Origin of the sequence: Streptomyces sp. NRRL WC-3626 (assembly GCF_000718785.1) — a bacterium.
Lineage (GTDB): Bacteria > Actinomycetota > Actinomycetes > Streptomycetales > Streptomycetaceae > Streptomyces > Streptomyces edwardsiae.
Genome location: NZ_JOCA01000009.1, coordinates 101,446 through 128,253, shown reverse-complemented (window position 1 = coordinate 128,253; position 26,808 = coordinate 101,446). Strand labels below are relative to the sequence as shown.

The following is a 26,808-nucleotide window of genomic DNA, read 5'->3' as shown; positions in this document are numbered from 1 at the left end:
GGGACGTACCGGCGAGTACATCCCCGTCTGCCAGACAGCATGACGGAGATCACCGGCCGTGGCGGATGACCGGTGTGTGACCTGCGTCAAACAATTTCCGCGGGTTTCCGGCCGCCGGGAGTCCGTGGGGCGGCGCAGTATCGCAGTCACATCGCCGAATTGGGTGGTTTTGCTCGCGCGCGTTGCCCAAGCGATGCCGACTGATGTTGGTCATCGGGTCCCGCCATGCGGGATAATGGCCTGGAAGCAATGTGTTCGATGCCGGTGGCGTGTGTCCTGCTTCGAGGACCGCAGGTGCCCTTCAGTGGGCCGTCGGCTCTGACGTTTCAGCCGGGTTTCAGGAAGGGGAACGAGCATGGCGGCCATGAAGCCGCGGACGGGTGATGGCCCGCTCGAGGTGACCAAGGAGGGGCGGGGCATCGTCATGCGCGTTCCGCTCGAAGGCGGCGGTCGGCTCGTCGTCGAGCTGACCCCGGACGAGGCCGACGCGCTCGGCGACGCCCTCAAGAAGGTCGTCGGCTGACGCGCAAGCGACCATACCCTTTCAGCCGCCCCGGTGCCGCACGCGGTGCCGGGGCGGCTGTTTCACGTACGGGCGCGGGGCGTAGAACGGGTGCGCCGGTCAGCGCTTGACGGCGCAGAGGAGCCCGTCTCCCACCGGCAGCAGCGACGACACCAGTTCCGTGCTCTCGCGTACGGCCCGCACCAGTTCCCGCAGGCGCAGCACCTCCGTGGGCTGCGGACCCGAGTCCACCGTGCGGCCGTTCGCGAAGACGCCTTCGAAGGCGACCAGGCCTCCCGGGCGCAGCAGACGCAACGATTCGGCGAGATAGTCCTGGTACTCCTGCCGGTCGCCGTCGCAGAACACCAGGTCGTAGCCGGCGTCCGCGAGACGGGGCAGGACGTCCAGCGCGCTGCCGGGGATGAAGCGGGCCCGGTTGCCGGCGAAACCGGCGTCACGGAAGGCCTGGCGGGCCGACTGCTGGTGCTCCGGCTCCTGGTCGACCGTGGTCAGCACCCCGTCCGGCCGCATCCCGTGCAGCAGATGGATCCCGGAGACGCCGCAGCCGGTGCCGATCTCCGCGACCGCCTTGGCGTCCACGCTCGCGGCGAGCAGCCGCAGCGCCGCGCCCGTGCCGGGCGACACCGAGCGCAGCCCCGCGTCACGGGCCCGGTCACGGGCCCAGTGCAGTGCTTCGTCCTCGGCGACATAGGCGTCGGCGAACGCCCAGCTCGTCTGCCGGTTGGCGGTAATGACCCTCTCCTGTCCCCGTGGATGCCTGGGCGTGACTGTATCCGTTGGCGTCGGGAACCTGCTGATGGGACCGGTCGTTCCAAGAGGTGAGGAAGTGGCGTGTGCCATGACGGGGGGCAGGCAGTGGACGAGGACGCCGAGCAAGTGCTGACGCAGCCGTACGAGCCGTGGCAGCCCAGATCAAATTCTCGTAAAACCGCTTATCCGGAGCTAACGGGCGAGGTGGCTATGGTAGGGGCTCCACTGGACACCACCAGAGCCGATAGGGGAGGTGCGGCTGCGCCTGTGGATCGCGGAGGAGTGCTGCGGCGCTTCCTCGGATCGGCGGGCAGGCCGAAATCCGTGAACGACACCGCTGCTGACCACCACCGCGCCGGCGACCCGGCCCAGACCGCGACCTTCTCCAGCGACGCGGACGGGCAGGCGTGGACTCCGCCCACCTGGGAGGAGATCGTCAGCATGCACAGCGGCCGGGTCTACCGGCTCGCGTACCGCCTCACCGGCAACCAGCACGACGCGGAGGACCTCACCCAGGAGGTCTTCGTCCGCGTCTTCCGCTCCCTGTCGACGTACACGCCGGGCACCTTCGAGGGCTGGCTGCACCGCATCACCACCAACCTGTTCCTGGACATGGTCCGCAGGAAGCAGCGCATCCGCTTCGACGCGCTCGGTGAGGACGCGGCCGAGCGGCTGCCCAGCAAGGAGCCCTCGCCCCAGCAGGTCTTCAACGACGCCCACTTCGACGCGGACGTCCAGCAGGCCCTCGACACCCTCGCCCCCGAATTCCGTGCCGCCGTCGTCCTGTGCGACATCGAAGGACTGTCGTACGAGGAGATCGCGGCCACTCTGGGCGTCAAGCTCGGCACCGTCCGGTCCCGGATCCACCGGGGCCGTTCCCAGCTGCGCAAGGCCCTGGCGCACCGCTCGCCGCAGGCGCGCGCGGAGCGCCGCTCCTTCGTGCCGCGTGTTCCCGCACTGGGAGGAGGGGGCGCGAGCGCGTGAGCGGTTCACAGCCGAAGTCGTCCGAGGGACGCCTCGCAGAGCAGCACCTGGGAGACCGACTCTCCGCCCTGGTGGACGGGGAGCTCGGTCATGACGCGCGTGAGCGCGTACTGGCGCATGTCGCCACCTGCGCGAAGTGCAAGACGGAGGTGGACGCGCAGCGCCGGCTGAAGAACGTGTTCGCGGAGGCGGCGCCCCCGCCGCCCTCCGAGAGCTTCCTGGCCCGCCTCCAGGGCCTGCCGGCCGGGGGAGACCTCGGCGACGGCGGCTCCCCGCTGAGCGGCGGAGGACTGCCGGGCGGCACGCCGGGGCGGCTCGGCGGTGGTCTCGGGGTCTTCGGGGCCCGGCGCGGCGAGCGCTTCGAGTTCGCGTACACGCCCGTCCGGCGGCACGAGCCGGCGGCCGCGGCGAACAGCGGTGGCTTCGCCGTGCATGACGTCGGCCGCCATGACACCGACCGGCCGTCCTCCCGCGGGCTGCGGTTCGCGTTCGTCGCCGCCGGAGCGGTGTCGCTGGCCGCGATCGCGCTCGGCGGGGTCACCACGGTCACGCCCGCCGACGCGGAGGCGCGCGGCGCGGGCAAGGGCAGCAATGTCACGCCGATGCGTACGCAGGGGACGGGAGCCGCGCTGCCCGACTCCCAGCGGCGCCGTGGCGCGGGTCCGCTGCTGGGGCAGCTGACGGGGCAGAGCGCGCTCGCGGACGCCCCGGCCGCCCCGGTCATGGTCTCGGCCCCGCTGCTGCCCGGAAACCCGGCGCCGACGGAGCACCACCCCACGACGGGCACGCCGGTGACGGGAGGTGCGACGGCCCTGTCCCCGCTGATACGGCCGCTCGCCTCGACCCCGCCGCTCACGCTCACCACGTGGGCCCTCTCCGCCGGTCTCAAGGAGCCCGGCCTCGTCACCGCCGGTACGACACCGGCACCCACGGCGACATCCCGCTGAGCCGTCCAGTGCGCAGGGGCGCGCGAACCTGATTGAATCCAGGGGGCGCGCCCCGGCCCAGCCGGGTGCGGCCACCGCCGTGTCCAGCCGTGGGGAGAGCATGAACGAGGGGAAGCCGGGCCCATCGGGGGAGGAGCCGACGACGCGTCCGCAGGGACGCGACGGCGACTTCGAACTGGCCCACCCGGCCCGCGACCGGGCCACCGAGCCCGCCGACGAGGGCGACTACGAACTCGACCGCCCACAGGAACCCGCCGGTCCCGTGCCACCCGGCGCCCCCGCCCACGGTTCCGACACGCCCCAGCACCCGGCCGAGCCCGCGCCCGGGGGTTCCGGGGCGCGGGCATCCGACTCGCTGCCGGGGCCCGTCGGTGAACGGCGTGGGCCGCTGCACGACCCGGACCCCTACAGCACCCCGCCGTACGGTGAGCCGGGCCCCTGGGCGCCCGCGCCGCCCGTGCAGCACCCGGCGGCGACACCGGCGCACGGGATGGCCGAAACGGCCCCTCCCACGGCCCCGGAGACGCCACCCCAGGGCACCACACCCCCGGCCCCCGCCCCGGACCCGACCGCGCCGCCACAGCAGGGCGCCACCCCGGCGCACGGTGCGGCGCCGCACCAGGGCGCGGCCCCGGCCCCCGCCCCGGCGCACGGCGTGCCGCCGGTGCCCGCCCCGGACCTGGTCAAAGCTCCGCATGGAGCGGCCCCGGCCCCGGCCCCGGCTCCGGTCCCCGCCCCGCACCCGGACGCGGTACCCCCCGGCGCATCCACGGCGCCCCACATCCCCGCGCAGGCGCGTCCGGACGCCGATCCCTGGGGGCGTTACGACCCCTGGGCGGCGGCCGCCGCCGCGCCGTTGCAGCAGGCCGAGCCCGCCCTCGTCAGTGAGAAGCAGCAGCGGCGCCGGGGACGGCGGGTGCTCATCGGGGCCGCGCTCGTGCTCGCGCTCGTCTCCGGCGGCGTCGGCGGAGCCATCGGCACCTATCTGGAGCGCAACGGCGGCGTCGACACCGTGGAACTGCCGCAGGCCGGGAAGGAGGACGTCGCGCGCGACCCCGGCAGCGTCGCCGGAATCGCCGCACAGGCCCTGCCCAGCGTCGTCACCCTGCACGTCAGCGGCGCCGACGAGGCCGGTACCGGCACCGGGTTCGTGCTCGACGGCCGTGGCCACATCCTCACCAACAACCACGTCGTCGAACCCGCCGGCGACCGCGGCGAGATCACCGTCACCTTCAACAGCGGAGACACCGCCGAAGCCACCGTCGTGGGCCGCGACAGCGGCTACGACCTCGCCGTCGTCAAGGTGAAGGGCGTCAGCGGCCTCACCCCCCTGCCGCTCGGCAACTCCGACAACGTGCGCGTCGGCGACCCCGTCGTCGCCATCGGCGCCCCCTTCGACCTGGCCGGCACGGTCACCTCCGGCATCATCAGCGCCCGGGAGCGGCCCATCACGGCCGGCGGCGAGAAGGGCGACGGCAGCGACGTGTCGTACGTCGACGCCCTGCAGACCGACGCGCCGATCAACCCCGGCAACTCCGGCGGCCCCCTGCTCGACGCCAAGGGCCATGTGATCGGCATCAACTCGGCCATCCGCTCCGCCGCGGGCGGCGCCGACCCGGAGGGCGGTCAGGCCGGTTCCATAGGGCTCGGCTTCGCCATCCCCATCAACCAGGGCAAGCGCGTCGCCGAGGAGCTGATCAACACCGGGAAGGCGTCCCACCCGGTGATCGGCATCACCCTCGACATGGAGTACGGCGGCGACGGCGCCCGTGTCGCCGCCAAGGGCAGTGACGGCGGGCCCCCGGTCAGCACCGGCGGCCCCGGCGCCAAGGCCGGGATCAAGGCCGGCGACGTCATCACGCAGGTCGACGGACAGCGCGTCCACTCAGGTGAGGAGCTCATCGTCAAGACCCGCGCCCACCGCCCCGGCGACCGCCTGGAGCTCACCCTGGAGCGGGACGGCGAGGAGCGGACGCTCACCCTGACGCTCGGCTCGTCGGGAGGCGGCTGAGGCGCGAGGGGGCCCGGGACGGTACCGGTCGCACGGGGCGGCCGGGTACCGTGGACGCGGCCCGGACCACGGAAGACCGCAGGCCGCCCCGAGGACCGAGGACCGAAGGCATCGCGAGGAGCTTCAGGTGTTCAATGACATAGGTTCGTTCGAGCTGGTGACGCTCATCGTCCTCGCCGTGCTCGTCTTCGGTCCGGACAAGCTCCCCAAGGTCATCCAGGACGTGACCCGCACGATCCGGAGGATCAAGGAGTTCTCGGAGGGTGCCAAGCAGGACATCCGCCAGGAGCTCGGGCCGGAGTTCAAGGACTTCGAGTTCGAGGACCTCAACCCCAAGACGTTCATCCGCAAGCAGCTGGACAACGAGGACCTGGGGCTCAAGGAGATCCGTAACGGCTTCGACCTGAAGAAGGAGATGGCCGAGGTCACGGACGCCGTCAACGGCCACGACACCGACGCCGCCCCGGCCGCGGCCCCGGCGACGTCCGGTGGCCGCGTGGACATGACCAAGAAGCCCGAGCCTCCGGCGGCCGACACCCGTCCGCCGTTCGACGCGGACGCCACCTGAGCGGAGGACCCGGGGCGCACGCCTCGGCGTACGTGACGCGTTTCATACTCCACCCGGGCTCCGTACGGCCTGATCAGGGCGTCCGTGCGGCCCAAGAGCCGGGCGGTTTCCCGGGCCGCGCCGTCAAGGTGGCTATGCTGCCGAGTTGTTGTGCGGAACGGACGAGTACGCCCGAAGGGGGGCGGGCCGCCCGCTCCGACGAGAGCGAGGAGGCGTCCGGCCATGGAGACGACGAGTTCGGCAGTCGCGCAAGCGCCGGCCGCGGAGGACGGAGAACCCGTACCCTCCGCCCGGCGGACCGTCGACGGCTATCTGCGCGCGCCCTTCCCCTGGTACGGCCTGGACGAGGCCTTCACGGGCCGGCGCTGGCTGATGCAGGTCGGACAGGCGGCCGCCGGAGCCGTCGAACACGGATCGGTCGGGCACGGTGACGAGCCCTCGGTGCGCAGCGAGTACACGGCCGGGAGCGACCAGGAGGCCAAGGAGAAGTTCGCGGTCGTGGTGACCGTGGCCGCCAACCCGGTACGCCGCAGCGCGGACGGCACCGGACTGCTGGAGGCCACCTCGGTCTCCTCCGCCGCCTGGCTCGCCGGGGTGGGGCTGCTGTCCTTCACCTGGCCCGGCCAGATGGACCACTCCCTGCGCGACGACTGGCTGGACCAGCAGACCGAGACGGCCTGGGTGCTCGCGGACGACCTGGCGGGGGAGGACTGGTCGACGCTGTCCCTGCCCGTGGACGGGGTGCCGACGCCGTTCCACTACCGGGAGTCCGAGTTCGGCTGGGTGCTCGCCGGTTCCACGGCGGCGGGCGTGCACGTGGGGGCGTACGGCAGGGGGATGAGCGCGTACGGCCTCGGCTTCGCCGTGGTCAAGGACATCGCCGCGTACCAGGCCTGAGCGCGTACCGGGCCCGAGCGGGTACGCGGAAGGGCGCCGTCCGCTGTGGACGGCGCCCTTCGCTGTGGAGAACCTCAGAACTTGTTGCGCGGGGTGATCCCCAGCGACATGCCGGACAGGCCGCGCTGCCGGCCGCCCAGCTTGCCGGCGATGGAGCGCAGCGCCGAGCCCGCCGGGGAGTCCGGGTCGGTCAGCACCACGGGCCTGCCCTCGTCGCCGCCCTCGCGCAGCCGGACGTCGATCGGGATGGCGCCGAGCACGGGGACGGTCGCCCCGGTCGTACGGGTCAGGCCGTCGGCGACCGACTGGCCGCCGCCCGTGCCGAACACGTCGACCATCTCGCCGCAGTGCGGGCAGGGCAGCCCCGACATGTTCTCGACCACGCCGACGATCTTCTGGTGCGTCTGCACGGCGATGGAACCGGCCCGCTCGGCGACCTCGGCCGCCGCCTGCTGGGGCGTGGTGACGACGAGGATCTCCGCGTTCGGCACCAGCTGGGCCACGGAGATCGCGATGTCGCCCGTGCCGGGCGGCAGGTCGAGCAGCAGCACGTCCAGGTCGCCCCAGTACACGTCCGCGAGGAACTGCTGCAGCGCGCGGTGCAGCATCGGGCCGCGCCACACCACCGGCGCGTTGCCCGGGGTGAACATGCCGATGGAGATGACCTTCACGCCGTTCGCCGACGGCGGCATGATCATGTTCTCGACCTGGGTGGGCCGCCCGTCGGCGCCCAGCATGCGGGGCACCGAGTGGCCGTAGATGTCGGCGTCCACGACACCGACCTTCAGACCGTCGGCCGCCATCGCCGCCGCCAGGTTCACCGTCACCGACGACTTGCCGACACCGCCCTTGCCGGACGCCACCGCGTAGACCCGGGTGAGGCTGCCCGGTTTGGCGAAGGGCACCTCGCGCTCGGTCTGGCCGCCGCGCAGGGCGGTCGCCAGCTCCTTGCGCTGCTCGTCGCTCATGACGTCCAGCGTCACGTCGACCCGGGTGACGCCGTCGACCCCGGAGACCGCGTCCGTCACGCGCTGCGTGATCGTGTCCCGCATGGGGCAGCCGGAGACCGTCAGGTACACGGTGACCGCGACCGCCCCGTCCGCCCCGATCTCCACCGATTTGACCATGCCGAGTTCGGTGATCGGCCGGTTGATCTCGGGGTCGTTCACCGTCGCCAGTGCCTCGCGCACCGCGTCTTCCGTAGCCATAGGGACGATGGTACGGCGCCGGGTACACCCGCCGGTAAGAACGTCAGTGGTCGTCTGCGTCACGTCCCGGCGGGTGTTCCGCGCGCATCGCCGGGAAAGGACCCTGATGGTCCTTGTGCCCGTTCTGCCGGCCCTCCATCTCCTTGGCCATGTCCTGGAGCTCCGAGCGGATCCAGTCCCGGGTGGCGACCTCGCCGAGCCCGATCCGCAGGGCGGCGATCTCCCGGGTCAGATACTCGGTGTCCGCGATCGACCGCTCGTTCTGCTTGCGGTCCTGCTCCAGATTGACCCGGTCCCGGTCGTCCTGCCTGTTCTGCGCGAGCAGGATCAGCGGGGCCGCGTAGGAGGCCTGGAGGGACAGCATCAGCGTCAGGAAGATGAACGGGTACTCGTCGAAGCGCAGCTCCTTCGGCGCGGACACGTTCCACACCACCCACAGGATGATGACGAACGTCATCCAGACGATGAACCGCCCGGTGCCCAGGAACCGCGCGACGCTCTCCGAGAGCCGTCCGAAGGCCTCCGGGTCCCACTCGGGCAGGATCCGCCGCCTGGGCGGGCGCGGCTGGTCCAGACGGGGCGCACGCGGCCGCCCGGCCGCCGTGGCGCCCGCCGGTACGCGCTCCCGCACGCCCTCACGCTCCGGAGCCACCGGTCCCCACCCCCTCGTCGAGGTGGAACTCGGTCTCCCGCCAGTCGTCGGGCAGCATGTGGTCGAGGACGTCGTCCACCGTCACCGCGCCCAGCAGCGACCCCGACTCGTCCACCACGGGCGCCGCCACCATGTCGTACGTGGCGAAGAACCCGGCGACCACGGGCAGTGCCGCGTCCGGGTCCAGGGGCTGGAGGTCGTCGTCCAGGATCGACCCGACCAGCGTGTACGGGGGATCGCGCAGCAGCCGCTGGAAGTGCACCGTGCCCAGGTACTTGCCGGTGGGGGTCTCCTCCGGCGGACGGCAGACGTAGACCTGCGCGGCGTGCGCGGGGGACAGGTCGGGCTCGCGGATCCGGGCGAGGGCGTCCGCGACGGTCGCGTCCGGCCGCAGCACGATCGGCTCGGTCGTCATCAGACCGCCGGCCGTGTGCTCCTCGTACGCCATCAGGCGCCGCATGTCGGCGGCGTCGGCGGGCTGCATCAGGCTCAGCAGCCGCTCCTTGTCCGCCTCCGGCAGCTCGCCCAGCAGGTCGGCCGCGTCGTCGGGGTCCATGGCCTCCAGGACGTCGGCGGCGCGCTCCTCCTTCAGCTTGCCGAGGATCTCGATCTGGTCGTCCTCGGGCAGCTCCTCCAGGACGTCGGCGAGCCGGTCGTCGTCGAGGGCGGCGGCCACTTCCGCGCGGCGCTTGGGGGAGAGGTGGTGCAGGACGTTGGCGAGGTCGGCGGGGCGCAGCTGCTCGAAGGTGGCGAGCAGGTTCTCGGCGCCCTGCCCCTGCTCCTCGAGGGAGAACCCGGTGACGGCGGACCACTCGACGGTCAGTGCCTCGCCCTTGCCGCGCCGGAACGCGCCGCCCTTCTTCCCCTTGCGCACGAACACGCGGTCGATCTCCCACTCGCGGCGGGCGGGCAGTTGATGCACCGACAGGTCGAGGACGGTGACCTCCTCGTCACTCCCCACCAGCGTCACCCGCCGGTCCAGCAGTTCGCCGAAGACGAGCCGCTCGGTGGGCCGCTGCTCGAACCGCCGCACATTGAGCACCCCGGTGGTGATGACCTGGCCGGACTGCACGGCGGTCACCCGGTTCATGGGCAGGAAGATACGGCGGCGGGTGGAGAGTTCGACCACCAGGCCGAGCAGCCGCGGCGGACGCCGTCCGGGCCGCAGGATGACGACCAGATCGCGCACGCGCCCCACCTGGTCGCCCGCCGGATCGAAGACGGCGACGCCGGAGACATGTGAGACGAAGAACCGGGGAGCGCCCCCTGCCATGGCCGCCACTCCTTTCCCCGCGGGGTGTTTCGTTGCCGTGTACCGCCTGCTGCGTCTGTTGTTCGGATTGCCCGCTCGGGTGGGCTTCAGGCTAGCCCGTACCGATCATCCGTGCGTCGGTGGCCGGTCCGGACGGACTGGCTCCGCTCGGGTCTCCCGGCCCCGGTACTCTGCGGTACGCCGTTCAGGTCCCCCGTCAGAGAGGCAGCCCACCTGTGATTCCGATCTCCCAGGGCCGTTCCCGCAGGGCCACGCTGGCCGGCGCCGTGTGCGCACTGCTCGTGACGGGAACGGCGCTCACGGGATGCTCCGAGGATCCGAACGAGGGCACCAACGGGGTCGGCAGACTGTCCGCCGACGAGATCCAGGGCAGAGCCCAGAAGGCCGCCACATCGGCCGGCACCGTACGGCTGCACGGCACCGTGGTCGCCGGCGAGCGTACCTACACGCTGGACATGCGGCTGAAGGAGCAGGGCGGTGTCGGCTCGCTCAGTGCCAAGGGGGAGACGTTCCGTCTGCTGCGCGTCGACGACGAGCTGTATCTGAAGGCCGGAGCCGAGTTCTGGGGTCACGCGGACGACGAGTCCGACGGCAAGACCGACGGCAAGACGGACGCGGCGGCGGCCGGCAAGCTCGCCGAGAAGTATGTGAAGGTGCCGCAGGCCGACCCCTCGTACAAGAAGTTCATCGGCTTCACGGACAAGAACGTTCTCCTCGACGGTCTGCTGACCCTGCACGGCAAGCTGGCCACGGACGGCCACCACGAGCAGTCGGGCGTCCGCACCATCCGCGTCACCGGCGACGACGGTTCCGGCGGCACCCTGGACGTCTCGCTCGAGGGCCTGCCGTATCCGGTCCGGCTGGTACGCGCCGGCAAGGCGGGCACCCTCACCTTCTCCGACTGGGGCACCGACTTCGACGTGAAGAAGCCGGCCGAGGACGAGACCCTGGACTACGGCGGTCAGCTCCCGACGTCCTGACCCCGCCGCTTCCTCTTCCTGAACAGCAGCCGGGGCAGGCCCGCCGGGACGGGGTGCCGGGTCGTGGCCGGGGTGGGCAGCGGAGCCTCGGCCAGGGAGTCGTCGGGGAGCGGGGCCGTCGTCCCGGTCGGCTCCAGGCGCAGGACGCGGCACTCGCGGGCCCAGCGGCCGGTCATCGCCTCGCCGTCGGGCGCGTTGAGCCGCTTGCCCTTCAGCTCGGCCACCGCCGCCGTCCACCGCTCGGAGCCGGACGGCAGCTCGACGACCCGCGCGGTCCAGGAGACCAGCCGGCCGCCCTTGTCCTTGCTGCGGACCGTGACCTCGGCGGACGCGCCGTCGGCCAGCCCCGGCAGCGGCTGCTCGCCGGGCCCGTCGCCGATCACGCACGCGGCGCCCTCGTGCCACACGTGCCACAGCGCGCGGGCCGCCGCGCCGGGCCCCCTGACCCAGACGAGGCCGGACTTCTTCGTGGCCTCCTCGATGAGGGCCCGGTCGAGCAGCGCACGTGTCATGGGCCCAGCCTATCCAGGGACCCTCAGAGCCAGCCGTTGCGCTTCAGTGTCCGGTGGATGCCCAGGCACATGCCCACGGTGATGCTGAGGACCAGCGGATAGCCGTACCTCCAGTGGGTCTCGGGCATGTGGTCGAAGTTCATCCCGTACACCCCGCACACCATGGTCGGTACGGCGATGATGGCGGCCCACGAGGTGATCTTCCGCATGTCCTCGTTCTGTGCCACGGACGCCTGCGCGAGGTTGGCCTGGAGGATGGAGTTCAGCAGTTCGTCGAAGCCGATGACCTGCTCCTGCACTCGCGCCAGATGGTCGGCGACATCCCGGAAGTACTTCTGGATCTCCGGGTCGATCAGCCGCATCGGCCGCTCGCTCAGCAGCTGCATCGGCCGCAGCAGCGGCGCCACGGCCCGCTTGAAGTCCAGTACCTCACGCTTGAGTTGGTAGATCTGGCCGGCGTCCGTACCGCGCGGGGTGCCCTTGCGGCCCGGCGAGAAGACTTCCGTCTCGACCTCGTCGATGTCGTCCTGCACCGCGTCGGCCACCGCGATGTAGCCGTCCACCACATGGTCGGCGATGGCGTGCAGCACGGCCGAGGGGCCTTTGGCCAGCAGTTCGGGGTCGTCCTGGAGGCGGTGCCGCAGGGCCCGCAGGGAGCCCTGTCCGCCGTGCCGGACGGTGATGAAGAAGTCCCGGCCGGTGAAGCACATGACCTCGCCGGTCTCGACGACCTCGCTGGTGGAGGAGAGCCGGTCGTGGTCGATGTAGTGGACGGTCTTGAACACCGTGAACAACGAGTCGTCGTAGCGCTCCAGCTTGGGCCGCTGATGGGCCTGGACGGCATCCTCCACGGCCAGCGGGTGCAGCCCGAACTCCCGGGCGATACCGGCGAATTCGGCCTCGTTCGGCTCGTGCAGACCGATCCACACGAAGCCTCCGTCGCGGCGCACCTGCCGCATCGCCTCGTGCGGGGTGAGCGGGCCGGCCTCGGACGGGAGGCGGCGGCCGTCGCGGTAGACGGCGCAGTCGACGACGGCGGTGGTCGTCGCGGGGTCGCGGGTGGTGTCGTACGGGCCGCTCTCCTTGCGCAGCGAGATGCGGGAGGCGGGACGGACCACGGCGCGCAGGTCGCGGATCATCGACATGGCGGGCTCCTTCGCGGACAGGCAACGAAAGGCGCCGGTACGACGGATGGAACAACCCGGAATGAGGACGTCCTGGACTGCGGATGTTTGGCACGTCCACAAAGCGGGGAGCACCGCACCGTCGCGGTGGCGAGGTTCGTCGCTGATACAGCTACTGGGGCAGATCAGGCGGAACGAAACAAAGTGCTCTTCCGATGAAGACGCGCGGACGAAAGGCGGGAGCCAGACAGGAGCAGCTGCCTCAGCGGGCGGAAGAGCGGGTGCTACTGCACGGTCGACTTCGGTCCATGCCAGCCCCACCTCCTCCGGTCGGTCCCTCGTAAGGGACGATCCACGATCCCTTCAAGGGATCGACCCCTTGGAGCAGGGGTCCTTACAGCGTTCGGGACGACCGGACGCTTCTGCGTGCTGCCCGAACCACCGGCCAAGCGTATCAGCCGACTGCCGTGTCAAGGCTCCGCTTTGCCCGCCGCTGACGAGTTCTATGCTCGCCGCATGGCTGATGTTCTTCCTCTGGTCGAGGCCCGGTTGCTCACGGCGCTGGGCGAACCGGACGCCCGCGCGGCGGTCACCTTCCTCGGCACCGACCGCATCGAGGTACTGCGCTTCCACGAGGGCGACATCGTGCGCTACGCCACCCTCGGTATGTCCGCGCAGCCCATGGCCGACCCCACGTCGGTGATCGCCGACCCGGTCGAGGGTCCGCGCGTGGAGCTGCTGCTCTCCGTCCGGGCCGGCGCGGCCGACACCGACAAGGTGCTGCGCCCGCTCGCCGTACTCGCCGCCTCCCCGCAGGTCGAGGGTGTGGTCGTGGCCCCCGGCGCCTCGCTCGACGTGGGGGAACCGCTGTGGCCCGGTGCCCCGTTCACCTCGGTGCTGGTCGCCGAGCCGGGCGGACTGGTGGAGGACCTGGAGCTCGACCGCCCCCTCGATCCCGTACGGTTCCTGCCGCTGCTGCCGATGACCCCGAACGAGGCCGCCTGGAAGCGGGTGCACGGCGCCCAGGCCCTCCAGGAACGCTGGCTGGACCAGGGCACGGATCTGCGGGATCCGTTCCGGCGGCCGGTCCCGCTGGACTGATGTCCATGGCCGGATGTCGCCGCCCCGTGGGCCCGTGACGTCGGCGGACAGGCGCGCCGGGCGGGTGATCGTCCTTGACGTGGCGCGGTACGGGTAGGACCGTGGGGCCCTATGAGGGGCGAACCCAGTTGCCCGAAGTGCGGTGGCCGGGTCAGGGCTCCCGGCCTCTTCTCGGATGCCTGGCAGTGCGCCGTGCACGGCACGGTGCACCCGGTGCAGCCCGTGATACCGCCGAGCGTCGAAGCCCTCGAAGTCGTCGTGCACCGCACGAAGGTGCCGGTGTGGATGCCGTGGCCGCTGCCGGTGGGCTGGCTGTTCACGGGTGTGGCCTGCGCGGGTGACGACCGCAGCGGGGGCCGGGCGACCGCCGTCGCGTGCACCGGGCCCGGACCGCTCGGCGGCATGGGCGAGCTGATCCTGGTCGCCGAGGAACTCGGCGTGGGCCTCGGCGCGCGGTACGCGGGCCTCGACGCCCCGGACCCGGGACCGTACATGAACGTCGAGAAGCCGCCGCAGGCCAAGGTGCTGGCGGCGGGCCGGCCGACCCCGCTCTGGCATGTCGCCCAGACACCGGACGACCGCGCCGTCTTCGCCGGCGAGGCGCTCGGGATGTGGCTGTGGGCGGTGGTGTGGCCCGAGCAGTCCGGGCTGCTGATGTACGACGAACTGGTCCTCACCGACCTACGGGACGCCGGCGCCGAGGTGGAACTGGTGCCCTGCGGAGCGCTGTCCCCACGTCTGCTGGAGACCTAGGGGGTGTCGTTCGGATCTTGCCGGGGTCGCGGGGTCTGGCTTGATCCGCCGGACACGCCCTGGCCGCGGTAGGGGGCGCACAGGGGGTTCGGGTGTGACAAGGAGCGTCCGGGGATCCGGTTATCCTGGAGCGTCCCCGTCCGCCCGTCATCGCTTGGAGTCATGCGTCGTGCGTATCGATCTGCACACCCACTCCACCGCGTCCGACGGCACGGACACCCCGGCCGAGCTCGTCCGCAAGGCGGCCGCCGCCGGTCTCGACGCCGTGGCCCTGACCGACCACGACACCACCCGCGGGCACGCCGAGGCGCTCTCCGCGCTCCCGGCGGGGCTCACCCTGGTCACCGGGGCGGAACTCTCCTGCCGGCTCGACGGCATCAGCATGCACATGCTGGCCTACCTCTTCGACCCGGCGGAGCCCGCGTTCCTCGCCGAGCGCGAGCTGGTCCGGGACGACCGGGTCCCGCGCGCCCAGGGCATGATCGCCAGGCTGAACGAGCTGGGCGTGCCCATCACCTGGGAGCAGGTCGCCCGGATCGCGGGCGACGGCTCGGTGGGCCGCCCGCACATCGCCAGCGCGCTCGTCGAGCTCGGCGTCGTACCGACGGTGAACGACGCCTTCACCCCGCAGTGGCTGGCCGACGGCGGCCGGGCGCACATGCCGAAGCACGAGACCGACCCCTTCGAGGCACTGCGGCTGGTCAGGAACGCGGGCGGCGTCGCCGTCTTCGCCCACCCCGCCGCGAGCAAGCGCGGCAGGACCGTGCCGGAGTCCGCGATCGCCGAACTGGCCGTGGCCGGACTCGACGGCATCGAGGTCGACCACATGGACCACGACCCCGACACCCGGGCGAGGCTGCGCGGCCTGGCGAAGGAGCTGGGCCTCCTGACGACCGGCTCCAGCGACTACCACGGCAGCCGGAAGACCTGCGTCCTCGGCGAGTTCCTGACGGACCCCGAGGTGTACGGCGAGATCACGCGGCGCGCGACCGGCGCGTTCCCGGTCCCGGGGGCCGGCGGGGCCTGAGGCCCCAACTCCGCGCCGCCCCTTCCCCTCCGTACCTCCAGCAAGGCAGTCATGCTCGACGTCGCCGTCTTCGGCTCTCTCTTCCTGACCCTTTTTGTCATCATGGATCCCCCTGGGATCACCCCGATCTTCCTCGCCCTGACCGCGGGCCGGCCCGCCAAGATGCAGAAGCGGATGGCCTTCCAGGCCGTCTGTGTGGCCGGTGGTGTGATCACCGTGTTCGGCCTGCTCGGCCACCAGATCCTCGCCTATCTGCATGTGTCGGTGCCCGCCCTGATGATCGCGGGCGGGCTGCTGCTCCTGCTGATCGCGCTCGACCTGCTCACCGGCAAGACCGACGAGCCCCAGCAGACGAAGGACGTCAACGTCGCGCTGGTCCCGCTGGGTATGCCGCTGCTCGCAGGGCCGGGCGCCATCGTGTCGGTCATCCTCGCCGTGCAGAAGGCCGACGGTGTCGGCGGGCAGCTCTCGGTGTGGTCGGCGATCCTCGCCATCCATGTGGTGCTGTGGCTGGTGATGCGGTACTCGCTGCTCATCATCCGGGTCATCAAGGACGGCGGCGTGGTCCTGGTGACGCGCCTGGCCGGCATGATGCTCTCCGCGATCGCCGTGCAGCAGATCATCAACGGCGTGACCCAGGTGATCCGGGCCGGCTGACCCGCACGTGCGCGGAGCCCCCGTACCGATGGCGGTACGGGGGCTCCGGGACGTACGCGATCGAGCGCCGGCCCGTGTGGCCGGCGTCCCGCGTGCTGCGCGTTATGAGGCCGGTGTGTCGGCCGGGCGGATCCACAGGCGCTGTCCGATGGCGGCGGCCTGCTGAACGATGCGGTTGACGGAGGCGGCGTCTACGACGGTCGAGTCCACGGGTGTGCCGTCGACGTCGTCGAGTCGCATGATTTCGAAGCGCAAGGGGCTTCTCCCTTCGTCTGGTCATCCTCCTGAGGAGAACTACTCGGTGGGTGGCGCACCGGCCACTCGGGCCCGTGTTCCATCGATATCAACGGGATGCGGGAGGCAATCATTCCCTACGCTAAGGAAATTTTTCGATCGACTAAATACTGACCAGTAAGGGTTTCGAAGGAGACCGACCGGGACCGGTTGTGTTCGTAGCGTGACCAACGGGAGAATGGAGGCGATGAACGAAGACCTCACGGCCCTGCAAGCCCGTATCGACCGCACGAACGAGCTGCTCCAGCGCATGCTCGCCGAGGTGGCGAAGACGCCCTCGACGCACGCCATCTTCGTCGACGCGGGCTATCTGTACGCCGCCGCGGGGCGCCTCGTGGCCGGGACGGAGGACCGCCGGGCCGTCGACCTCGACGCCGAGGGACTCATCGACGCGCTCATCGACCGTGCCCGCACCATCTTCGCGGACAGCAGGCTGCTGCGGGTCTACTGGTACGACGGCGCCAGGCGCCGCATCCACACCGCCGAGCAGCAGACCATCGCCGAACTCCCCGACGTCAAGGTCCGCCTCGGCAACCTCAACGCCAACAATCAGCAGAAGGGCGTCGACTCCCTGATCCGCACCGATCTGGAGTCACTGGCCCGGCACCGCGCCATCAGCGACGCGGCCCTGCTCGGCGGCGACGAGGACCTGGTCTCGGCGGTCGAGGCGGCCCAGGGGTACGGCGCCCGGGTCCACCTCTGGGGCATCGAGGCGCCCGAGGGCCGCAACCAGGCGGAGCCGCTGCTCTGGGAGGTCGACAGCCAGCGCACCCTCGACCTGGACTTCTTCAAGCCGTACGTCTCCCGGCGCACGGCGCCGCCGTACGAACCCGCGTCGGGCCGGCCCACCCGCGAGGACGTACGGTTCGTCGGCGCGCAGATCGCCGCGAAGTGGCTGGCGGCGCGGGGCCGGGACACGCTGGTCGAGCTGCTGCCCGGCCATCCCTATCTGCCCGGCTCCGTCGACCAGGACCTGCTGGTGGAGGCGGAGGGGCTGCTGCAGTACTCCCTGCGCGGCCAGGCCGACCTGCGGCGCGCCCTGCGGGACGGATTCTGGGACCACTTGCAGGCGCAGTACTAAAGGGTGTCGTTCGGGGTTGCCGCGAGGCCGTCCCAGAAGTCGGCGAGGGCGTGGGCGGTGGGCCCGGGGCGGTCGGCGTTGGGGGAGTGCTCGGCGCCTTCGACGACGGTGCGGTGTGCCTCCAGGCGCCGGGCCATCTCGTCGAGGTCCGGTACCGGCCAGGTGTCGTCGCGCTCTCCCGAGAGCACGTGGAACGGCAGGGGTACGGCGGCCAGTTCGGCGACCCGGTCGGGCTCCGTGCACAACTGGCGTCCGGTGGCCAGTAGTTGCGCGGGCCTGGTGCCCAACCAGCGGCGGCGCAGATGCTCGTGTCCGCCGAGCCCACGTGCCGGACCGCCCACCTCCTCCGGCGGGCCCATGGCCAGGACCGCCTCCCAGCACTCCGCCATCGACAGCACCGCGAGCGCGTCCCGCAGCAGCTTCACGCGCTGTTCCTGGGAGTCGGAGATCCGTGCGGGGCCGGAGGAGACGAGCGTGAGCGAGCGGAAGGGGGAGTGGTCGAGGAGGGCGGCGGCACGGGCGATCTGGCCGCCGAGGGAGTGCCCGACGAGGTGCACGGGCGCCCCGATCGCATGCGTCTGTGCGAGCACGTCCAGCGCCAACTCGCCCTGCGCGTAGGCGGCTTCGTCGTGTTCCGGGCCGTCCGACTCGTACTGGCCGCGTCCGTCCACGGCGACGGTGCGGTAGCCGCGTGCGGCGAGCGGCGCGTGCAGCAGCGCGAAGTCCTCCTTGCTGCCGGTGTATCCGGGCAGCAGCAGCGCGACCCCTTTCGCCGCGCCGGAGGCGGCGGCCGGAACGTCCACGACGGCGAACTCCCCGCGTGAGGTGTGGAGTCGAGTGGAAGAGGAGGAGGGGGTCACGGGGTGAGGGTAGCGGGTGCGCGGACGCCGACGGCCCGGCCCCCACGGGTGGGGACCGGGCCGTCGGCGGTTCGTCGCGTCAGCCCTCCGCGGACTCCGCGGCGGCTGCCGTCTTCCGGGTGCGGCGGGGCTTCGACTCCGCCTCCGGCTCGGCGGCGACCGCCGCCTTGCGGGTACGGCGGACCTTCGGCTTGGCCTCCTCCGCGACCTGCGCGGGGATCTCGGCGGCGACCTCGGTCTTCTTGACCGCGGTCTTCCGCGTACGGCGCGGCTTGGCCTCGGCCTCCGGGGAGGTCTGCGCCGGGATCGCGACGGCGACGGCCGCTTCCGGCTCCGCCTCGGCGACCTTGCGCGTCCGGCGACGGGGCGTGACCTCGGCGGCCTCGGCGGTGTCGACGGCGGCTTCGGCCTTCTTCGCGGCGGCCGTCTTCCGGGTGCGGCGGGGCTTGGGCTCCGTCGCCTCGACCTGCTCGGTGCTGCCTTCGGCGGTGTCGACGGCGGCTTCGGCCTTCTTCGCGGCGGCGGTCTTGCGGGTGCGGCGGGGCTTGGCCTCGACGGCCTCCTCCACCGTGTCCACCGCTGCCGCTTCCGCCGTCTCCACCGGCTGCGTGGTCTCCGCGGCCTTGCGGGTGCGGCGGCGACGCGGCTCGGCGACCGGGGCCTCGGGCTCCGTGACCACGGGGGCCTCGGCGACCACCGTCGTCTCCTCGGCGACGGGCGTCACCGGCGCCGTGTCCGTCGCGCCCTTGCGCGTACGGCGGCGACGCGGCTTGTCGGACGCCTCGGACGCCGCCTCGGGGGCGTCCACCGCCGTGCTCTTCGCCGTGCCTTCCGCCGTGTCGACGGCGGTCTCCGCCGCCTCCACCGCGGCCGGTGCACCGGCAGGCACTCCGCCGCGCATACGGCGACGTCGGCGCGGGGTGCGGACGGCGGCCGTGTCGGTCTCCGCCTCGCCGGCGCCTTCGGCGGCCGGGCTCACGGGCTGCTGCGCGGCCTCGTCCGGCGCGGCGCCACTGCGCGTACGGCGACGACGGCGCGGCGTACGCGTCGAGGTCTCCCGCTCCGCGGAACGGGAGGCGTCGCGTCCGCCCCGGCCACCGCGCCCACGCGGTCCGCCGCGTCCGCCCGGCTCGCCCAGGTCCTCGAGCTCCTCCGCGTCCAGCCCGGCGCGCGTACGCTCCGAGCGCGGCAGGACGCCCTTGGTGCCCTCGGGGATACCGAGGTCGGAGAACAGGTGCGGGGAGGTGGAGTACGTCTCCGGCGGGTCGCTGAAGCCCAGGTCCAGCGCCTTGTTGATCAGCTGCCAGCGCGGGATGTCGTCCCAGTCGACCAGCGTGATCGCCGTACCCTTCGCCCCCGCGCGGCCGGTGCGGCCGATGCGGTGCAGATACGTCTTCTCGTCCTCGGGGGACTGGTAGTTGATGACGTGCGTCACGCCTTCGACGTCGATGCCGCGGGCGGCGACGTCGGTGCAGACGAGCACGTCCACCTTGCCGTTGCGGAACGCGCGCAGCGCCTGCTCACGGGCGCCCTGACCGAGGTCGCCGTGGACCGCGCCGGAGGCGAAGCCGCGCTGCTTGAGCTGGTCGGCGAGGTCGGCGGCGGTGCGCTTGGTGCGGCAGAAGACCATGGCCAGGCCCCGGCCGTCGGACTGCAGTATCCGCGCGACCAGTTCGGGCTTGTCCATGTTGTGGGCGCGGTAGATGAACTGCGTGGTGTTCGCGACCGTCGCGCCCTCGTCGTCGGGGGACGTGGCGTTGATGTGCGTCGGCTGCGACATGTAACGCCGGGCCAGACTAATCACCGCGCCCGGCATCGTGGCCGAGAACAGCATGGTCTGGCGCCGGGCCGGAAGGAAGTTGATGATCTTCTCGACGTCGGGCAGGAAGCCCAGGTCGAGCATCTCGTCGGCCTCGTCGAGGACGAGGGCCTTCACGTGCTTGAGGTCGAGCTTCTTCTGCCCGGCGAGGTCGAGCAGCCGGCCCGGGGTGCCGACGACCACGTCGACGCCCTTCCTCAGCGCCTCGACCTGCGGCTCGTAGGCCCGGCCGCCGTAGATCGCGGTGACGCGCACATTGCGCACCTTGCCGGCGGTGAGCAGGTCGTTGGTGACCTGCGTGCACAGTTCGCGGGTGGGGACGACGACCAGCGCCTGCGGCGCGTCGGTGAGGTCCTCGGGCTTCGCGCGTCCGGCCTCGACGTCGGCGGGGACGGTGACGCGCTCGAGGAGCGGAAGGCCGAAGCCGAGCGTCTTTCCGGTGCCGGTCTTGGCCTGGCCGATGACGTCCGTGCCCGACAGGGCCACGGGGAGCGTCATCTCCTGGATGGGGAAGGCGGTGATGATGCCGACGGCCTCCAGGGCCTCGGCGGTCTCGGGGAGGATCCCGAGCTCTCGGAACGTCGTAGTCAGGGTGCTGCCTCTTCTGTGTACGCGGTGCGAGGCGAGCGCGGGGGTCGAGTAGGGACCGTGCCGGGGACGTCGGCTGCCAGATGGGCCATGCCGTAGGACACGGGACCACTGCCGACGCTCGAGCGCTCGTACCGCTGAGGGTCCCCCTCCGGAATCCGTACGCAGCGTGGCGTACGGCAGGGAGGGCTGTCGGGTCGGAGCCGATCGGGCTTACGACCGGGCATCCTCATACATGCGGCCCGTCGAGAACGTCAGAGTGCTCAGCAGGCGCATTACCACCATACCCCGGATTGGCGCACACGCCATGGCCGATTTGGTCACGTAGTCGTCGTCACACTGATCGGTCAGGGCCTTCCGGGGCCTGACGGGCGGGCTATTGTGCGCTCCATGACGAGCTCTGACACGCCTGACAACGCCTCCACCGGACACACCGGCGTCGCCGCCATGGACTGGTCGGCGGCCTCCGCCGATCCCCAGTACCGCGCCGCCGTCGTGGATCTGCTCGGCGCGCTCGCGTACGGGGAGCTGGCGGCGTTCGAGCGGCTCGCGGAGGACGCCAAACTGGCGCCCACGCTGGCGGACAAGGCGGAGCTGGCGAAGATGGCGTCGGCCGAGTTCCACCACTTCGAGCGGCTGCGCGACCGGCTCGCCGAGATCGGCGAGGAGCCGACGCTCGCGATGGACCCGTTCGTCGCCGCGTACGACGGCTTCCACAAGCAGACGGCGCCCTCCGACTGGCTGGAGGGGCTGGTCAAGGCGTACGTCGGCGACTCCATCGCCAGTGACTTCTACCGGGAGGTCGCGGCCCGCCTGGACGCCGACACCCGCGCCCTGGTGCTGGCCGTCCTCGACGACACGGGCCACGGCGGCTTCGCCGTCGAGAAGGTGCGCGCGGCGATCGACGCGGAGCCCCGAGTGGGCGGCCGCCTCGCCCTGTGGGCCCGCCGCCTGATGGGCGAGGCCCTCTCCCAGTCCCAACGCGTCGTAGCCGACCGGGACGCCCTGTCGACGATGCTCGTGGGCGGTGTGGCGGACGGCTTCGACCTGGCCGAGGTGGGCAGGATGTTCTCCCGCATCACGGAGGCCCACACAAAGCGCATGGCAGCCCTGGGCCTGGCGGCATAGGGGGCGCGGGGCTCAAGGGGCGCGGCTCAAGGGGCGCGGGGCTGTACCGATGTGCGGCTCCGCCGCGTGGGCGCGAACGGGGGTCTGGGGGCAGAGCCCCCAGGGACGGGACGGGAAGGGGCGGCGGGGGCGAAAAACCAAGCCGCCCCCAAGCACCGAGGGCCGCGCAACCAAGGGGGCGCCCCACGACACGCCGCAAGACGGGGCCGCAGGCCAGGACAAACGCCCGCCGACAACGACCGCTCACGCGGTAGCGGACCGCCCCAGCCTCCCCGCCGGCCGCACCAGCAAGGACAGAGACGCCACAGACACCACCGCGGCCCCCACCAGCACCGCCACCAGACTCCCCGCATCCACCGCCGTATTCACCAGAAACGCCCCGAACAGCGCCCCCGCCACCCCCGTGGGCACCACCAGCACCCGCGCAGGCAACCGGTGCGGCAGTCGACGCACGGCCGCCCAAGACAGAACCAGGCCGACGATCGCGGAGCTGAGCGCTTCGAGGAGCACGGGGTCCCTCCCAATGTGGCCGGCCATGTCGGTCGTACCCCGTCTTACCCCTGACCTGCGGAATCCAATCCCCCCTGTGGACGATCTGTGCGCCGTCCGTGAACACGCGAAGGGCCCGGCGGTACGAGACCGCCGGGCCCTTCGACATCCGGTCTTCGCTACAGCGCGCCGAAGCCCACCTTGCGCGGGGCCGGCTCGCCGATCTCGATGTAGGCGAGACGGTCGGCCGGGACCAGGATCTTGCGGCCGTGCTCGTCCACGAGGCTCAGCAGCTGCGACTTCCCGGCCAGCGCCTCGGCCACCACGCGCTCGACCTCCTCCGCGCTCTGACCGCTCTCCAGAACGATCTCGCGGGGCGCGTGCTGCACGCCGATCTTGACCTCCACGGCTATGTCCCTCCGACGGTCAGTGAAGTGCGCGACCTTCCGCGCCGTACCAGCACACATTAGCCCGGTGAAGGGACGTACACGTTGCGTCCCCTCAACGCCAGAAGCGAACAGCCGACGGGAACAAACGGCCGCCGACGGATCAGTGGTGCTGTTCGTTGCCGTGCAGCGGGAAACCGGCGATACCGCGCCAGGCCAGCGAGGCCAGCAGCTGCACCGCCTGATCGCGCGGGACGCTGCGGTCGCTGTGCAGCCAGGACCGCGCCACCACCTGGGCGAGGCCGCCGAGCCCCGAGGCGAGCAGCATCGACTCCGCCCGCGACAGGCCCGTGTCCTCGGCGATCACATCGCAGATCGCCTCCGCGCAGTCGTTGGTCACCTTGTCGACGCGCTCCCGAACGGCCGGCTCGTTCGTCAGGTCCGACTCGAAGACCAGACGGAACGCGCCGCCGTCGTCCTCCACGTACGTGAAGTAGGCGTCCATGGTGGCCCGGACGCGCTGCTTGTTGTCCGTCGTCGACGCCAGAGCGTGGCGCACTGACTGGATCAGGGCCTCGCAGTGCTGGTCCAGCAGCGCGAGATACAGATCGAGCTTGCCCGGGAAGTGCTGGTACAGCACCGGCTTGCTGACGCCCGCGCGCTCGGCGATGTCGTCCATCGCGGCCGAGTGATAGCCCTGTGCGACGAAAACCTCCTGGGCGGCGCCCAGCAGCTGGTTCCGCCGGGCCCGGCGCGGCAGGCGTGTACCCCTCGGGCGTACCGCGTCTGTCTGCTCGATGGCTGTCACGCCGCCTCCCATTGTCGTCCTCATGCGGTGTGAGCCGCGCCGCCATCGTACTTTTCGGTAACCGTGGTGTGCGCGGTGAGAGCGCAGAATTTCACGGACCGGACGGCGGCGAAAGCCATACGGACGGTTTCAAAAGATGTCAGAGCGGGCAAGAAGTGCCCTCCTCACGGTTCGGCGACATCGCTCCACGACGTCCCGGCCCGCGCGTCCGTCACCGGTAGTCGTCCTCGTCGAGGGAGACGATCCGGGCCTGTTCCGCCAGGTCCGCCTCGTTGGCGCGGTCCGCGTCGGCTCCCGTCAGCGGGTCGTCGCGGTCCGGCCGCACCTCCGCGCGCTGCTCGGCCGTATCGACCTGGGGCGCCTCGACGTCGTACTCGTCGCCCTCGTGTACGTCCTCGTCCTCCGCGAACGTCTCGGGGTCGGTCGGATCCACGGCCATGCTGGGCTCCCTTCCTGCGAACGTCCCCGGAGCATGCAGGGACTCTGTACGGGTGCCCTGTCTACGAGCCTAGGAGACACCCGATCCGGACGCCATGCGATCCGCGACCGGAACGTGACGGGGAGCGCACGCCGGAACCCGCCCACCCGGGGGCACGCGCCCCAGGAGTGCCGCTCCTGAAGGAACCCGCGCCCGGGCACGACGCCCCGTGACGCCTTGTGACAGCGAACACATGAACCCGTACGTGATCGTCTCGTAACATTGCCGCATGTCTTCGACCGAGCAGCCGCCCGTGCCGCCCGCAACAGTGCTCCCCAGGGTCGCGCCGGTCAGGATCGCGGAGGGTGAGCGGCTCGGCTCGGTGGAGCTGCCCGGGGTCACGCTGTCGGTGCGGTCGCGGCCGCCCGCGCGGGAGGGCCTGCCACCCGCCCTCTACATCCACGGGCTCGGCGGTTCCTCGCTGAACTGGTCGGCGCTGATGCCGCTGCTGGACGACGTCGTCGACAGCGAGGCCGTCGACCTGCCGGGGTTCGGCGACTCCCCGCCGCCCGACGACGGCGACTACTCCATCACCGCGCACGCACGCGCGGTGATCCGCTATCTCGACGCGACCGGCCGCGGCCCGGTGCACCTCTTCGGCAACTCGCTCGGCGGCGCGATCACCACCCGCGTCGCCGCCGTACGCCCCGATCTCGTCCGCACCCTCACGCTCGTGTCACCGGCCCTGCCGGAACTGCGGGTGCAGCGCACCGCCGTCCCCACCGGACTGCTCGCGGTGCCCGGCATCGCCCCCCTGTTCACCCGGATCACCCGGGAGTGGACGGCGGAACAGCGCGTCCGGGGCGTCATGCAGCTCTGCTACGGGGACCCCGCGCGGGTGACGCCGGAAGGGTTCCGCCATGCCGTGCAGGAGATGGAGCGGCGGCTGCGGCTGCCGTACTTCTGGGACGCGATGGCACGCTCCGCGCGGGGGCTCGTCAGCGCGTATCTCCTGGGGGGCCAGCAGGGACTGTGGCGCCAGGCCGAGCGGGTGCTCGCGCCGACCCTGCTCGTCTACGGCGGCCGGGACCAGCTCGTCGGCTTCCGCATGGCCCGGCGTTCGGCGCGCGCCTTCCGGGACTGCCGGCTGGTGACACTCCCGGACGCGGGACACGTCGCGATGATGGAATACCCCGGGACGGTGGCCCTCGCGTTCCGTGAACTCCTCGCGGATGCAACGGAATCGGTGGTTGAGGGGGATACTGGTGTGCCGGGCGCGCAGGGCGCTCCGGGTCCGCCCGCCGGTACCGGTGGGGGGACCACCGCCGAGAACTTGAGGGGCTGAGGCGCGACGTGGGACGCCACAGCCGCCGCGGACCCGCCCCGAAGGGCGACAGCGCGGACAAGAGCGGCCGTCCGGCACCGGGCGGCTCGTCGGGGTCCGCGCAGGCCGGCAGGCCGCCGCAGCGGACCGGCGGGCTCCCGCCGCAGCAGCAGCGGCCGCCCCAGGGGTACGGGCCCCCTCCGGTACACGGCAACGGGGGGTACGGGACACCCGCGGGCGGAGTACCGCGTCACCCGGACGGGACTCCCGCCCACGGCATCCCCCGCCTCCCCGACGGCTGGCTTCCGGACGGAACCCCGGCGCACGGCTTCCCCCGGCTTCCGGACGGGACTCCCGCGGGTGGTGTGCCCCGGCTGCCCGACGGAACCCCGGCGCACGGCGTGCCCCGGGCCCGTGGCGGCCATCCCGAGCAGCGGGAACCGGGGGGCGGCTGGGGGGCGTTGAACGGTCGTACGGCCGGCGGGGCCGGGTACGGCACGCCGGCGGGCCCGACCGCGCCCCTCCCGCGACAGCGGCAGGCGCCCGCCGGAGCACCGCGCCAGGACTACGTCGACGCCTTCGGCGACGACACGGACCTCTTCTCACCCCGCACTCCCGCCGCCCCGGACCCCTACACCGCCGTCACCGACTGGAGCGGTGCCCCGTCCACCGGCATCGCCTCCGACCGGGACGACGACGACACGCCGCCGACCGGCGACCCCGCTCCGGCCAAGGGCGGCAAGGGGCGCGCCTTCACCGGGATCGCGGCCGCCGCCGTCACCACCGTGCTGGCCGTCGTCGTCGCCGGCCAGGTCGCCGACGAACGCGGCGGCACCGACGTACAGGCACAGTCCACCGGCGACCAGGCACGCGACGTACGGGATCCCGCCTCGCGCGGGGACGACCGCGAGACACCGTCCGCGCCGGGCGCCGCGCCCCTGACGTACGCGCAGAAGATGGACCGGACGTATCCCGTCGACGCCGCGCGTGGCGGCACGGGGAGGTTCGACGCCATCCCCGGCATCGCCAAGGCACCGGGCAAGGGCGAGAAGATCACCTACCGGGTGGACGTGGAACAGGGACTGGACCTCGACGGCGCGCTCTTCGCCGAGGCGGTCCAGAAGACGCTCAACGACAACCGGAGCTGGGCGCACAACGGCGCGCGCGCCTTCGAGCGCATCCACTCCGGACAGCCCGATTTCGTCATCACCCTGGCGAGCCCGGACACCACCGCCGAGTGGTGCGCCAAGTCCGGTCTGGACACCACCGAGGACAACGTCTCCTGCGACTCGGCGGCCACCGAACGCGTGATGATCAACGCGGACCGCTGGGCACGGGGTTCGGAGACGTACGGCGACGAGATCCACGCCTACCGCCAGATGCTGATCAACCACGAGATCGGCCACCGCCTGGGGTTCAACCACGTCACCTGCGACAAGGACGGCGACCTGGCCCCGGTCATGCAGCAGCAGACCAAGTTCCTCGACCACGACGGAATCACCTGCCGCCCGAACCCATGGGCGTACCCCAAGAGCTGATCGCCTAGCGCGGCGAAACGCGCCCCGCGCGGGAAAGTCACGCGCGTTCACCCCTTTTGGTGGCGTGATGGACAACCGTCCATCACGCCACCCCCTTGTCCGCATACG

Annotated in this window: 28 protein-coding genes; 15 read left to right on the top strand and 13 right to left on the bottom strand. The window is 71.9% G+C overall.

The window, feature by feature from the left end; translation table 11 throughout:
* Positions 1-355 precede the first annotated feature (355 nt).
* Entirely contained in the window at positions 356-523 is a 168-nt protein-coding gene (locus IF28_RS37805) for a DUF3117 domain-containing protein (protein ID WP_003966491.1), read from the top strand.
* Between the two features lie 99 nt (positions 524-622).
* Here IF28_RS37805 and IF28_RS0116350 read toward each other — a convergent pair whose 3' ends face one another.
* Entirely contained in the window at positions 623-1,363 is a 741-nt protein-coding gene (locus IF28_RS0116350) for an O-methyltransferase (protein WP_311709098.1), read from the bottom strand.
* Between the two features lie 234 nt (positions 1,364-1,597).
* Here IF28_RS0116350 and sigE point away from each other — a divergent pair, with 234 nt between their 5' ends.
* The 5 genes from sigE to IF28_RS0116325 all read left to right on the top strand — a co-directional run bounded on the left by sigE (position 1,598) and on the right by IF28_RS0116325 (position 6,680).
* Complete coding sequence (gene sigE, locus IF28_RS0116345; protein ID WP_030220125.1) at positions 1,598-2,257, top strand: RNA polymerase sigma factor SigE; 660 nt, start codon at positions 1,598-1,600, stop codon at positions 2,255-2,257.
* Complete coding sequence (locus IF28_RS0116340) at positions 2,254-3,204, top strand: anti-sigma factor family protein (RefSeq protein WP_030220121.1); 951 nt, start codon at positions 2,254-2,256, stop codon at positions 3,202-3,204. The genes sigE and IF28_RS0116340 overlap by 4 nt, the downstream gene beginning before the upstream one ends.
* A 100-nt stretch (positions 3,205-3,304) precedes the next feature.
* Complete coding sequence (locus IF28_RS0116335) at positions 3,305-5,215, top strand: trypsin-like peptidase domain-containing protein (RefSeq protein ID WP_030220118.1); 1,911 nt, start codon at positions 3,305-3,307, stop codon at positions 5,213-5,215.
* A gap of 127 nt (positions 5,216-5,342) precedes the next feature.
* The gene (locus tag IF28_RS0116330; protein ID WP_030220115.1) at positions 5,343-5,783 is read left to right on the top strand and encodes a sec-independent translocase; all 441 of its coding nucleotides are present in this window, start codon (positions 5,343-5,345) and stop codon (positions 5,781-5,783) included.
* Positions 5,784-6,005: 222 nt separating this feature from the next.
* Entirely contained in the window at positions 6,006-6,680 is a 675-nt protein-coding gene (locus tag IF28_RS0116325) for a hypothetical protein (protein WP_030220112.1), read from the top strand.
* Between the two features lie 74 nt (positions 6,681-6,754).
* Here IF28_RS0116325 and IF28_RS0116320 read toward each other — a convergent pair whose 3' ends face one another.
* The 3 genes from IF28_RS0116320 to IF28_RS0116310 are packed head-to-tail and all read right to left on the bottom strand — an operon-like array spanning position 6,755 to position 9,813.
* Positions 6,755-7,888 carry an Mrp/NBP35 family ATP-binding protein gene (locus IF28_RS0116320; RefSeq protein WP_030220109.1) on the bottom strand — a complete coding sequence of 378 codons (1,134 nt, stop codon included), beginning with the start codon at positions 7,886-7,888 and terminating at the stop codon, positions 6,755-6,757.
* A 43-nt stretch (positions 7,889-7,931) separates the two neighbouring features.
* Positions 7,932-8,540, bottom strand: a complete 609-nt coding sequence (locus tag IF28_RS0116315) for a DUF1003 domain-containing protein (protein WP_030220106.1) — start codon at positions 8,538-8,540, stop codon at positions 7,932-7,934.
* Entirely contained in the window at positions 8,524-9,813 is a 1,290-nt protein-coding gene (locus tag IF28_RS0116310; RefSeq protein WP_030220103.1) for a magnesium transporter MgtE N-terminal domain-containing protein, read from the bottom strand. The genes IF28_RS0116315 and IF28_RS0116310 overlap by 17 nt, the downstream gene beginning before the upstream one ends.
* A 215-nt stretch (positions 9,814-10,028) precedes the next feature.
* Here IF28_RS0116310 and IF28_RS0116305 point away from each other — a divergent pair, with 215 nt between their 5' ends.
* Positions 10,029-10,793 carry a hypothetical protein gene (locus tag IF28_RS0116305; RefSeq protein ID WP_030220100.1) on the top strand — a complete coding sequence of 255 codons (765 nt, stop codon included), beginning with the start codon at positions 10,029-10,031 and terminating at the stop codon, positions 10,791-10,793.
* Here IF28_RS0116305 and IF28_RS0116300 read toward each other — a convergent pair.
* A complete protein-coding gene (locus IF28_RS0116300) occupies positions 10,775-11,305 on the bottom strand; it encodes a hypothetical protein (protein WP_030220097.1) in 531 nt (176 codons plus the stop codon). The two genes, IF28_RS0116305 and IF28_RS0116300, sit on opposite strands and share 19 nt — an antisense overlap.
* A gap of 23 nt (positions 11,306-11,328) precedes the next feature.
* On the bottom strand, positions 11,329-12,450 hold the full coding sequence (locus IF28_RS0116295) for a magnesium and cobalt transport protein CorA (RefSeq protein WP_030220094.1): 1,122 nt from the start codon (positions 12,448-12,450) through the stop codon (positions 11,329-11,331).
* Between the two features lie 495 nt (positions 12,451-12,945).
* Between IF28_RS0116295 and IF28_RS0116290 the strand changes: the two genes are divergently transcribed.
* The 4 genes from IF28_RS0116290 to IF28_RS0116275 all read left to right on the top strand — a co-directional run bounded on the left by IF28_RS0116290 (position 12,946) and on the right by IF28_RS0116275 (position 15,967).
* Positions 12,946-13,530, top strand: coding sequence for a suppressor of fused domain protein (locus IF28_RS0116290; RefSeq protein ID WP_030220092.1), 585 nt, complete (start codon positions 12,946-12,948; stop codon positions 13,528-13,530).
* A 111-nt stretch (positions 13,531-13,641) separates the two neighbouring features.
* Entirely contained in the window at positions 13,642-14,283 is a 642-nt protein-coding gene (locus tag IF28_RS0116285) for a DUF6758 family protein (protein WP_030220090.1), read from the top strand.
* A gap of 169 nt (positions 14,284-14,452) precedes the next feature.
* A complete protein-coding gene (locus IF28_RS0116280) occupies positions 14,453-15,310 on the top strand; it encodes a PHP domain-containing protein (RefSeq protein ID WP_030220088.1) in 858 nt (285 codons plus the stop codon).
* A 51-nt stretch (positions 15,311-15,361) separates the two neighbouring features.
* The gene (locus tag IF28_RS0116275) at positions 15,362-15,967 is read left to right on the top strand and encodes a MarC family protein (protein ID WP_030220086.1); all 606 of its coding nucleotides are present in this window, start codon (positions 15,362-15,364) and stop codon (positions 15,965-15,967) included.
* 102 nt (positions 15,968-16,069) lie between these two features.
* Here IF28_RS0116275 and IF28_RS38655 read toward each other — a convergent pair whose 3' ends face one another.
* Positions 16,070-16,222: a hypothetical protein gene (locus tag IF28_RS38655; RefSeq protein ID WP_106982064.1), complete on the bottom strand. Its 153-nt coding sequence runs from the start codon at positions 16,220-16,222 to the stop codon at positions 16,070-16,072.
* A gap of 217 nt (positions 16,223-16,439) precedes the next feature.
* Between IF28_RS38655 and IF28_RS0116265 the strand changes: the two genes are divergently transcribed.
* Positions 16,440-17,342, top strand: a complete 903-nt coding sequence (locus IF28_RS0116265; protein ID WP_030220083.1) for an NYN domain-containing protein — start codon at positions 16,440-16,442, stop codon at positions 17,340-17,342.
* On the opposite strand, the gene IF28_RS0116260 is transcribed toward IF28_RS0116265, so the two are convergent.
* Together IF28_RS0116260 and IF28_RS39455 are read right to left on the bottom strand one after the other, a co-directional pair.
* Complete coding sequence (locus tag IF28_RS0116260; RefSeq protein WP_030220079.1) at positions 17,339-18,202, bottom strand: alpha/beta fold hydrolase; 864 nt, start codon at positions 18,200-18,202, stop codon at positions 17,339-17,341. The two genes, IF28_RS0116265 and IF28_RS0116260, sit on opposite strands and share 4 nt — an antisense overlap.
* A gap of 79 nt (positions 18,203-18,281) precedes the next feature.
* Positions 18,282-20,519 carry a DEAD/DEAH box helicase gene (locus IF28_RS39455; RefSeq protein ID WP_051713765.1) on the bottom strand — a complete coding sequence of 746 codons (2,238 nt, stop codon included), beginning with the start codon at positions 20,517-20,519 and terminating at the stop codon, positions 18,282-18,284.
* Between the two features lie 480 nt (positions 20,520-20,999).
* On the opposite strand from IF28_RS39455, the gene IF28_RS0116245 reads away from it, so the two are divergent.
* Positions 21,000-21,737: a ferritin-like fold-containing protein gene (locus IF28_RS0116245; protein ID WP_030220068.1), complete on the top strand. Its 738-nt coding sequence runs from the start codon at positions 21,000-21,002 to the stop codon at positions 21,735-21,737.
* 243 nt (positions 21,738-21,980) lie between these two features.
* On the opposite strand, the gene IF28_RS0116240 is transcribed toward IF28_RS0116245, so the two are convergent.
* The 4 genes from IF28_RS0116240 to IF28_RS0116225 all read right to left on the bottom strand — a co-directional run bounded on the left by IF28_RS0116240 (position 21,981) and on the right by IF28_RS0116225 (position 23,859).
* A complete protein-coding gene (locus IF28_RS0116240; protein WP_030220065.1) occupies positions 21,981-22,247 on the bottom strand; it encodes a hypothetical protein in 267 nt (88 codons plus the stop codon).
* A gap of 158 nt (positions 22,248-22,405) precedes the next feature.
* Positions 22,406-22,633 carry a DUF3107 domain-containing protein gene (locus IF28_RS0116235; protein WP_030220063.1) on the bottom strand — a complete coding sequence of 76 codons (228 nt, stop codon included), beginning with the start codon at positions 22,631-22,633 and terminating at the stop codon, positions 22,406-22,408.
* Positions 22,634-22,775: 142 nt separating this feature from the next.
* Complete coding sequence (locus IF28_RS0116230) at positions 22,776-23,420, bottom strand: TetR/AcrR family transcriptional regulator (protein WP_030220059.1); 645 nt, start codon at positions 23,418-23,420, stop codon at positions 22,776-22,778.
* 211 nt (positions 23,421-23,631) lie between these two features.
* Complete coding sequence (locus IF28_RS0116225; protein ID WP_030220057.1) at positions 23,632-23,859, bottom strand: hypothetical protein; 228 nt, start codon at positions 23,857-23,859, stop codon at positions 23,632-23,634.
* A gap of 268 nt (positions 23,860-24,127) precedes the next feature.
* On the opposite strand from IF28_RS0116225, the gene IF28_RS0116220 reads away from it, so the two are divergent.
* Together IF28_RS0116220 and IF28_RS0116215 are read left to right on the top strand one after the other, a co-directional pair.
* A complete protein-coding gene (locus IF28_RS0116220; RefSeq protein ID WP_030220054.1) occupies positions 24,128-25,183 on the top strand; it encodes an alpha/beta fold hydrolase in 1,056 nt (351 codons plus the stop codon).
* Between the two features lie 8 nt (positions 25,184-25,191).
* Positions 25,192-26,700 (top strand): DUF3152 domain-containing protein, encoded by a 1,509-nt coding sequence (locus tag IF28_RS0116215; RefSeq protein ID WP_030220051.1) that lies wholly within the window; start codon positions 25,192-25,194, stop codon positions 26,698-26,700.
* Positions 26,701-26,808: the final 108 nt, after the last annotated feature.

Bases quoted from the DNA above. Each gene is read 5' to 3' on its own strand.
- IF28_RS37805 (WP_003966491.1), top strand. From the start codon at position 356: ATGGCGGCCATGAAGCCGCGGACGGGTGATGGCCCGCTCGAGGTGACC.
- IF28_RS0116350 (WP_311709098.1), bottom strand. From the start codon at position 1,363: ATGGCACACGCCACTTCCTCACCTCTTGGAACGACCGGTCCCATCAGC.
- IF28_RS0116335 (WP_030220118.1), top strand. From the start codon at position 3,305: ATGAACGAGGGGAAGCCGGGCCCATCGGGGGAGGAGCCGACGACGCGT.
- IF28_RS0116325 (WP_030220112.1), top strand. From the start codon at position 6,006: ATGGAGACGACGAGTTCGGCAGTCGCGCAAGCGCCGGCCGCGGAGGAC.
- IF28_RS0116320 (WP_030220109.1), bottom strand. From the start codon at position 7,888: ATGGCTACGGAAGACGCGGTGCGCGAGGCACTGGCGACGGTGAACGAC.
- IF28_RS0116310 (WP_030220103.1), bottom strand. From the start codon at position 9,813: ATGGCAGGGGGCGCTCCCCGGTTCTTCGTCTCACATGTCTCCGGCGTC.
- IF28_RS0116300 (WP_030220097.1), bottom strand. From the start codon at position 11,305: ATGACACGTGCGCTGCTCGACCGGGCCCTCATCGAGGAGGCCACGAAG.
- IF28_RS0116295 (WP_030220094.1), bottom strand. From the start codon at position 12,450: ATGTCGATGATCCGCGACCTGCGCGCCGTGGTCCGTCCCGCCTCCCGC.
- IF28_RS0116290 (WP_030220092.1), top strand. From the start codon at position 12,946: ATGGCTGATGTTCTTCCTCTGGTCGAGGCCCGGTTGCTCACGGCGCTG.
- IF28_RS0116285 (WP_030220090.1), top strand. From the start codon at position 13,642: ATGAGGGGCGAACCCAGTTGCCCGAAGTGCGGTGGCCGGGTCAGGGCT.
- IF28_RS0116275 (WP_030220086.1), top strand. From the start codon at position 15,362: ATGCTCGACGTCGCCGTCTTCGGCTCTCTCTTCCTGACCCTTTTTGTC.
- IF28_RS0116265 (WP_030220083.1), top strand. From the start codon at position 16,440: ATGGAGGCGATGAACGAAGACCTCACGGCCCTGCAAGCCCGTATCGAC.
- IF28_RS39455 (WP_051713765.1), bottom strand. From the start codon at position 20,519: ATGACGCTCCCCGTGGCCCTGTCGGGCACGGACGTCATCGGCCAGGCC.
- IF28_RS0116245 (WP_030220068.1), top strand. From the start codon at position 21,000: ATGACGAGCTCTGACACGCCTGACAACGCCTCCACCGGACACACCGGC.
- IF28_RS0116225 (WP_030220057.1), bottom strand. From the start codon at position 23,859: ATGGCCGTGGATCCGACCGACCCCGAGACGTTCGCGGAGGACGAGGAC.
- IF28_RS0116220 (WP_030220054.1), top strand. From the start codon at position 24,128: ATGTCTTCGACCGAGCAGCCGCCCGTGCCGCCCGCAACAGTGCTCCCC.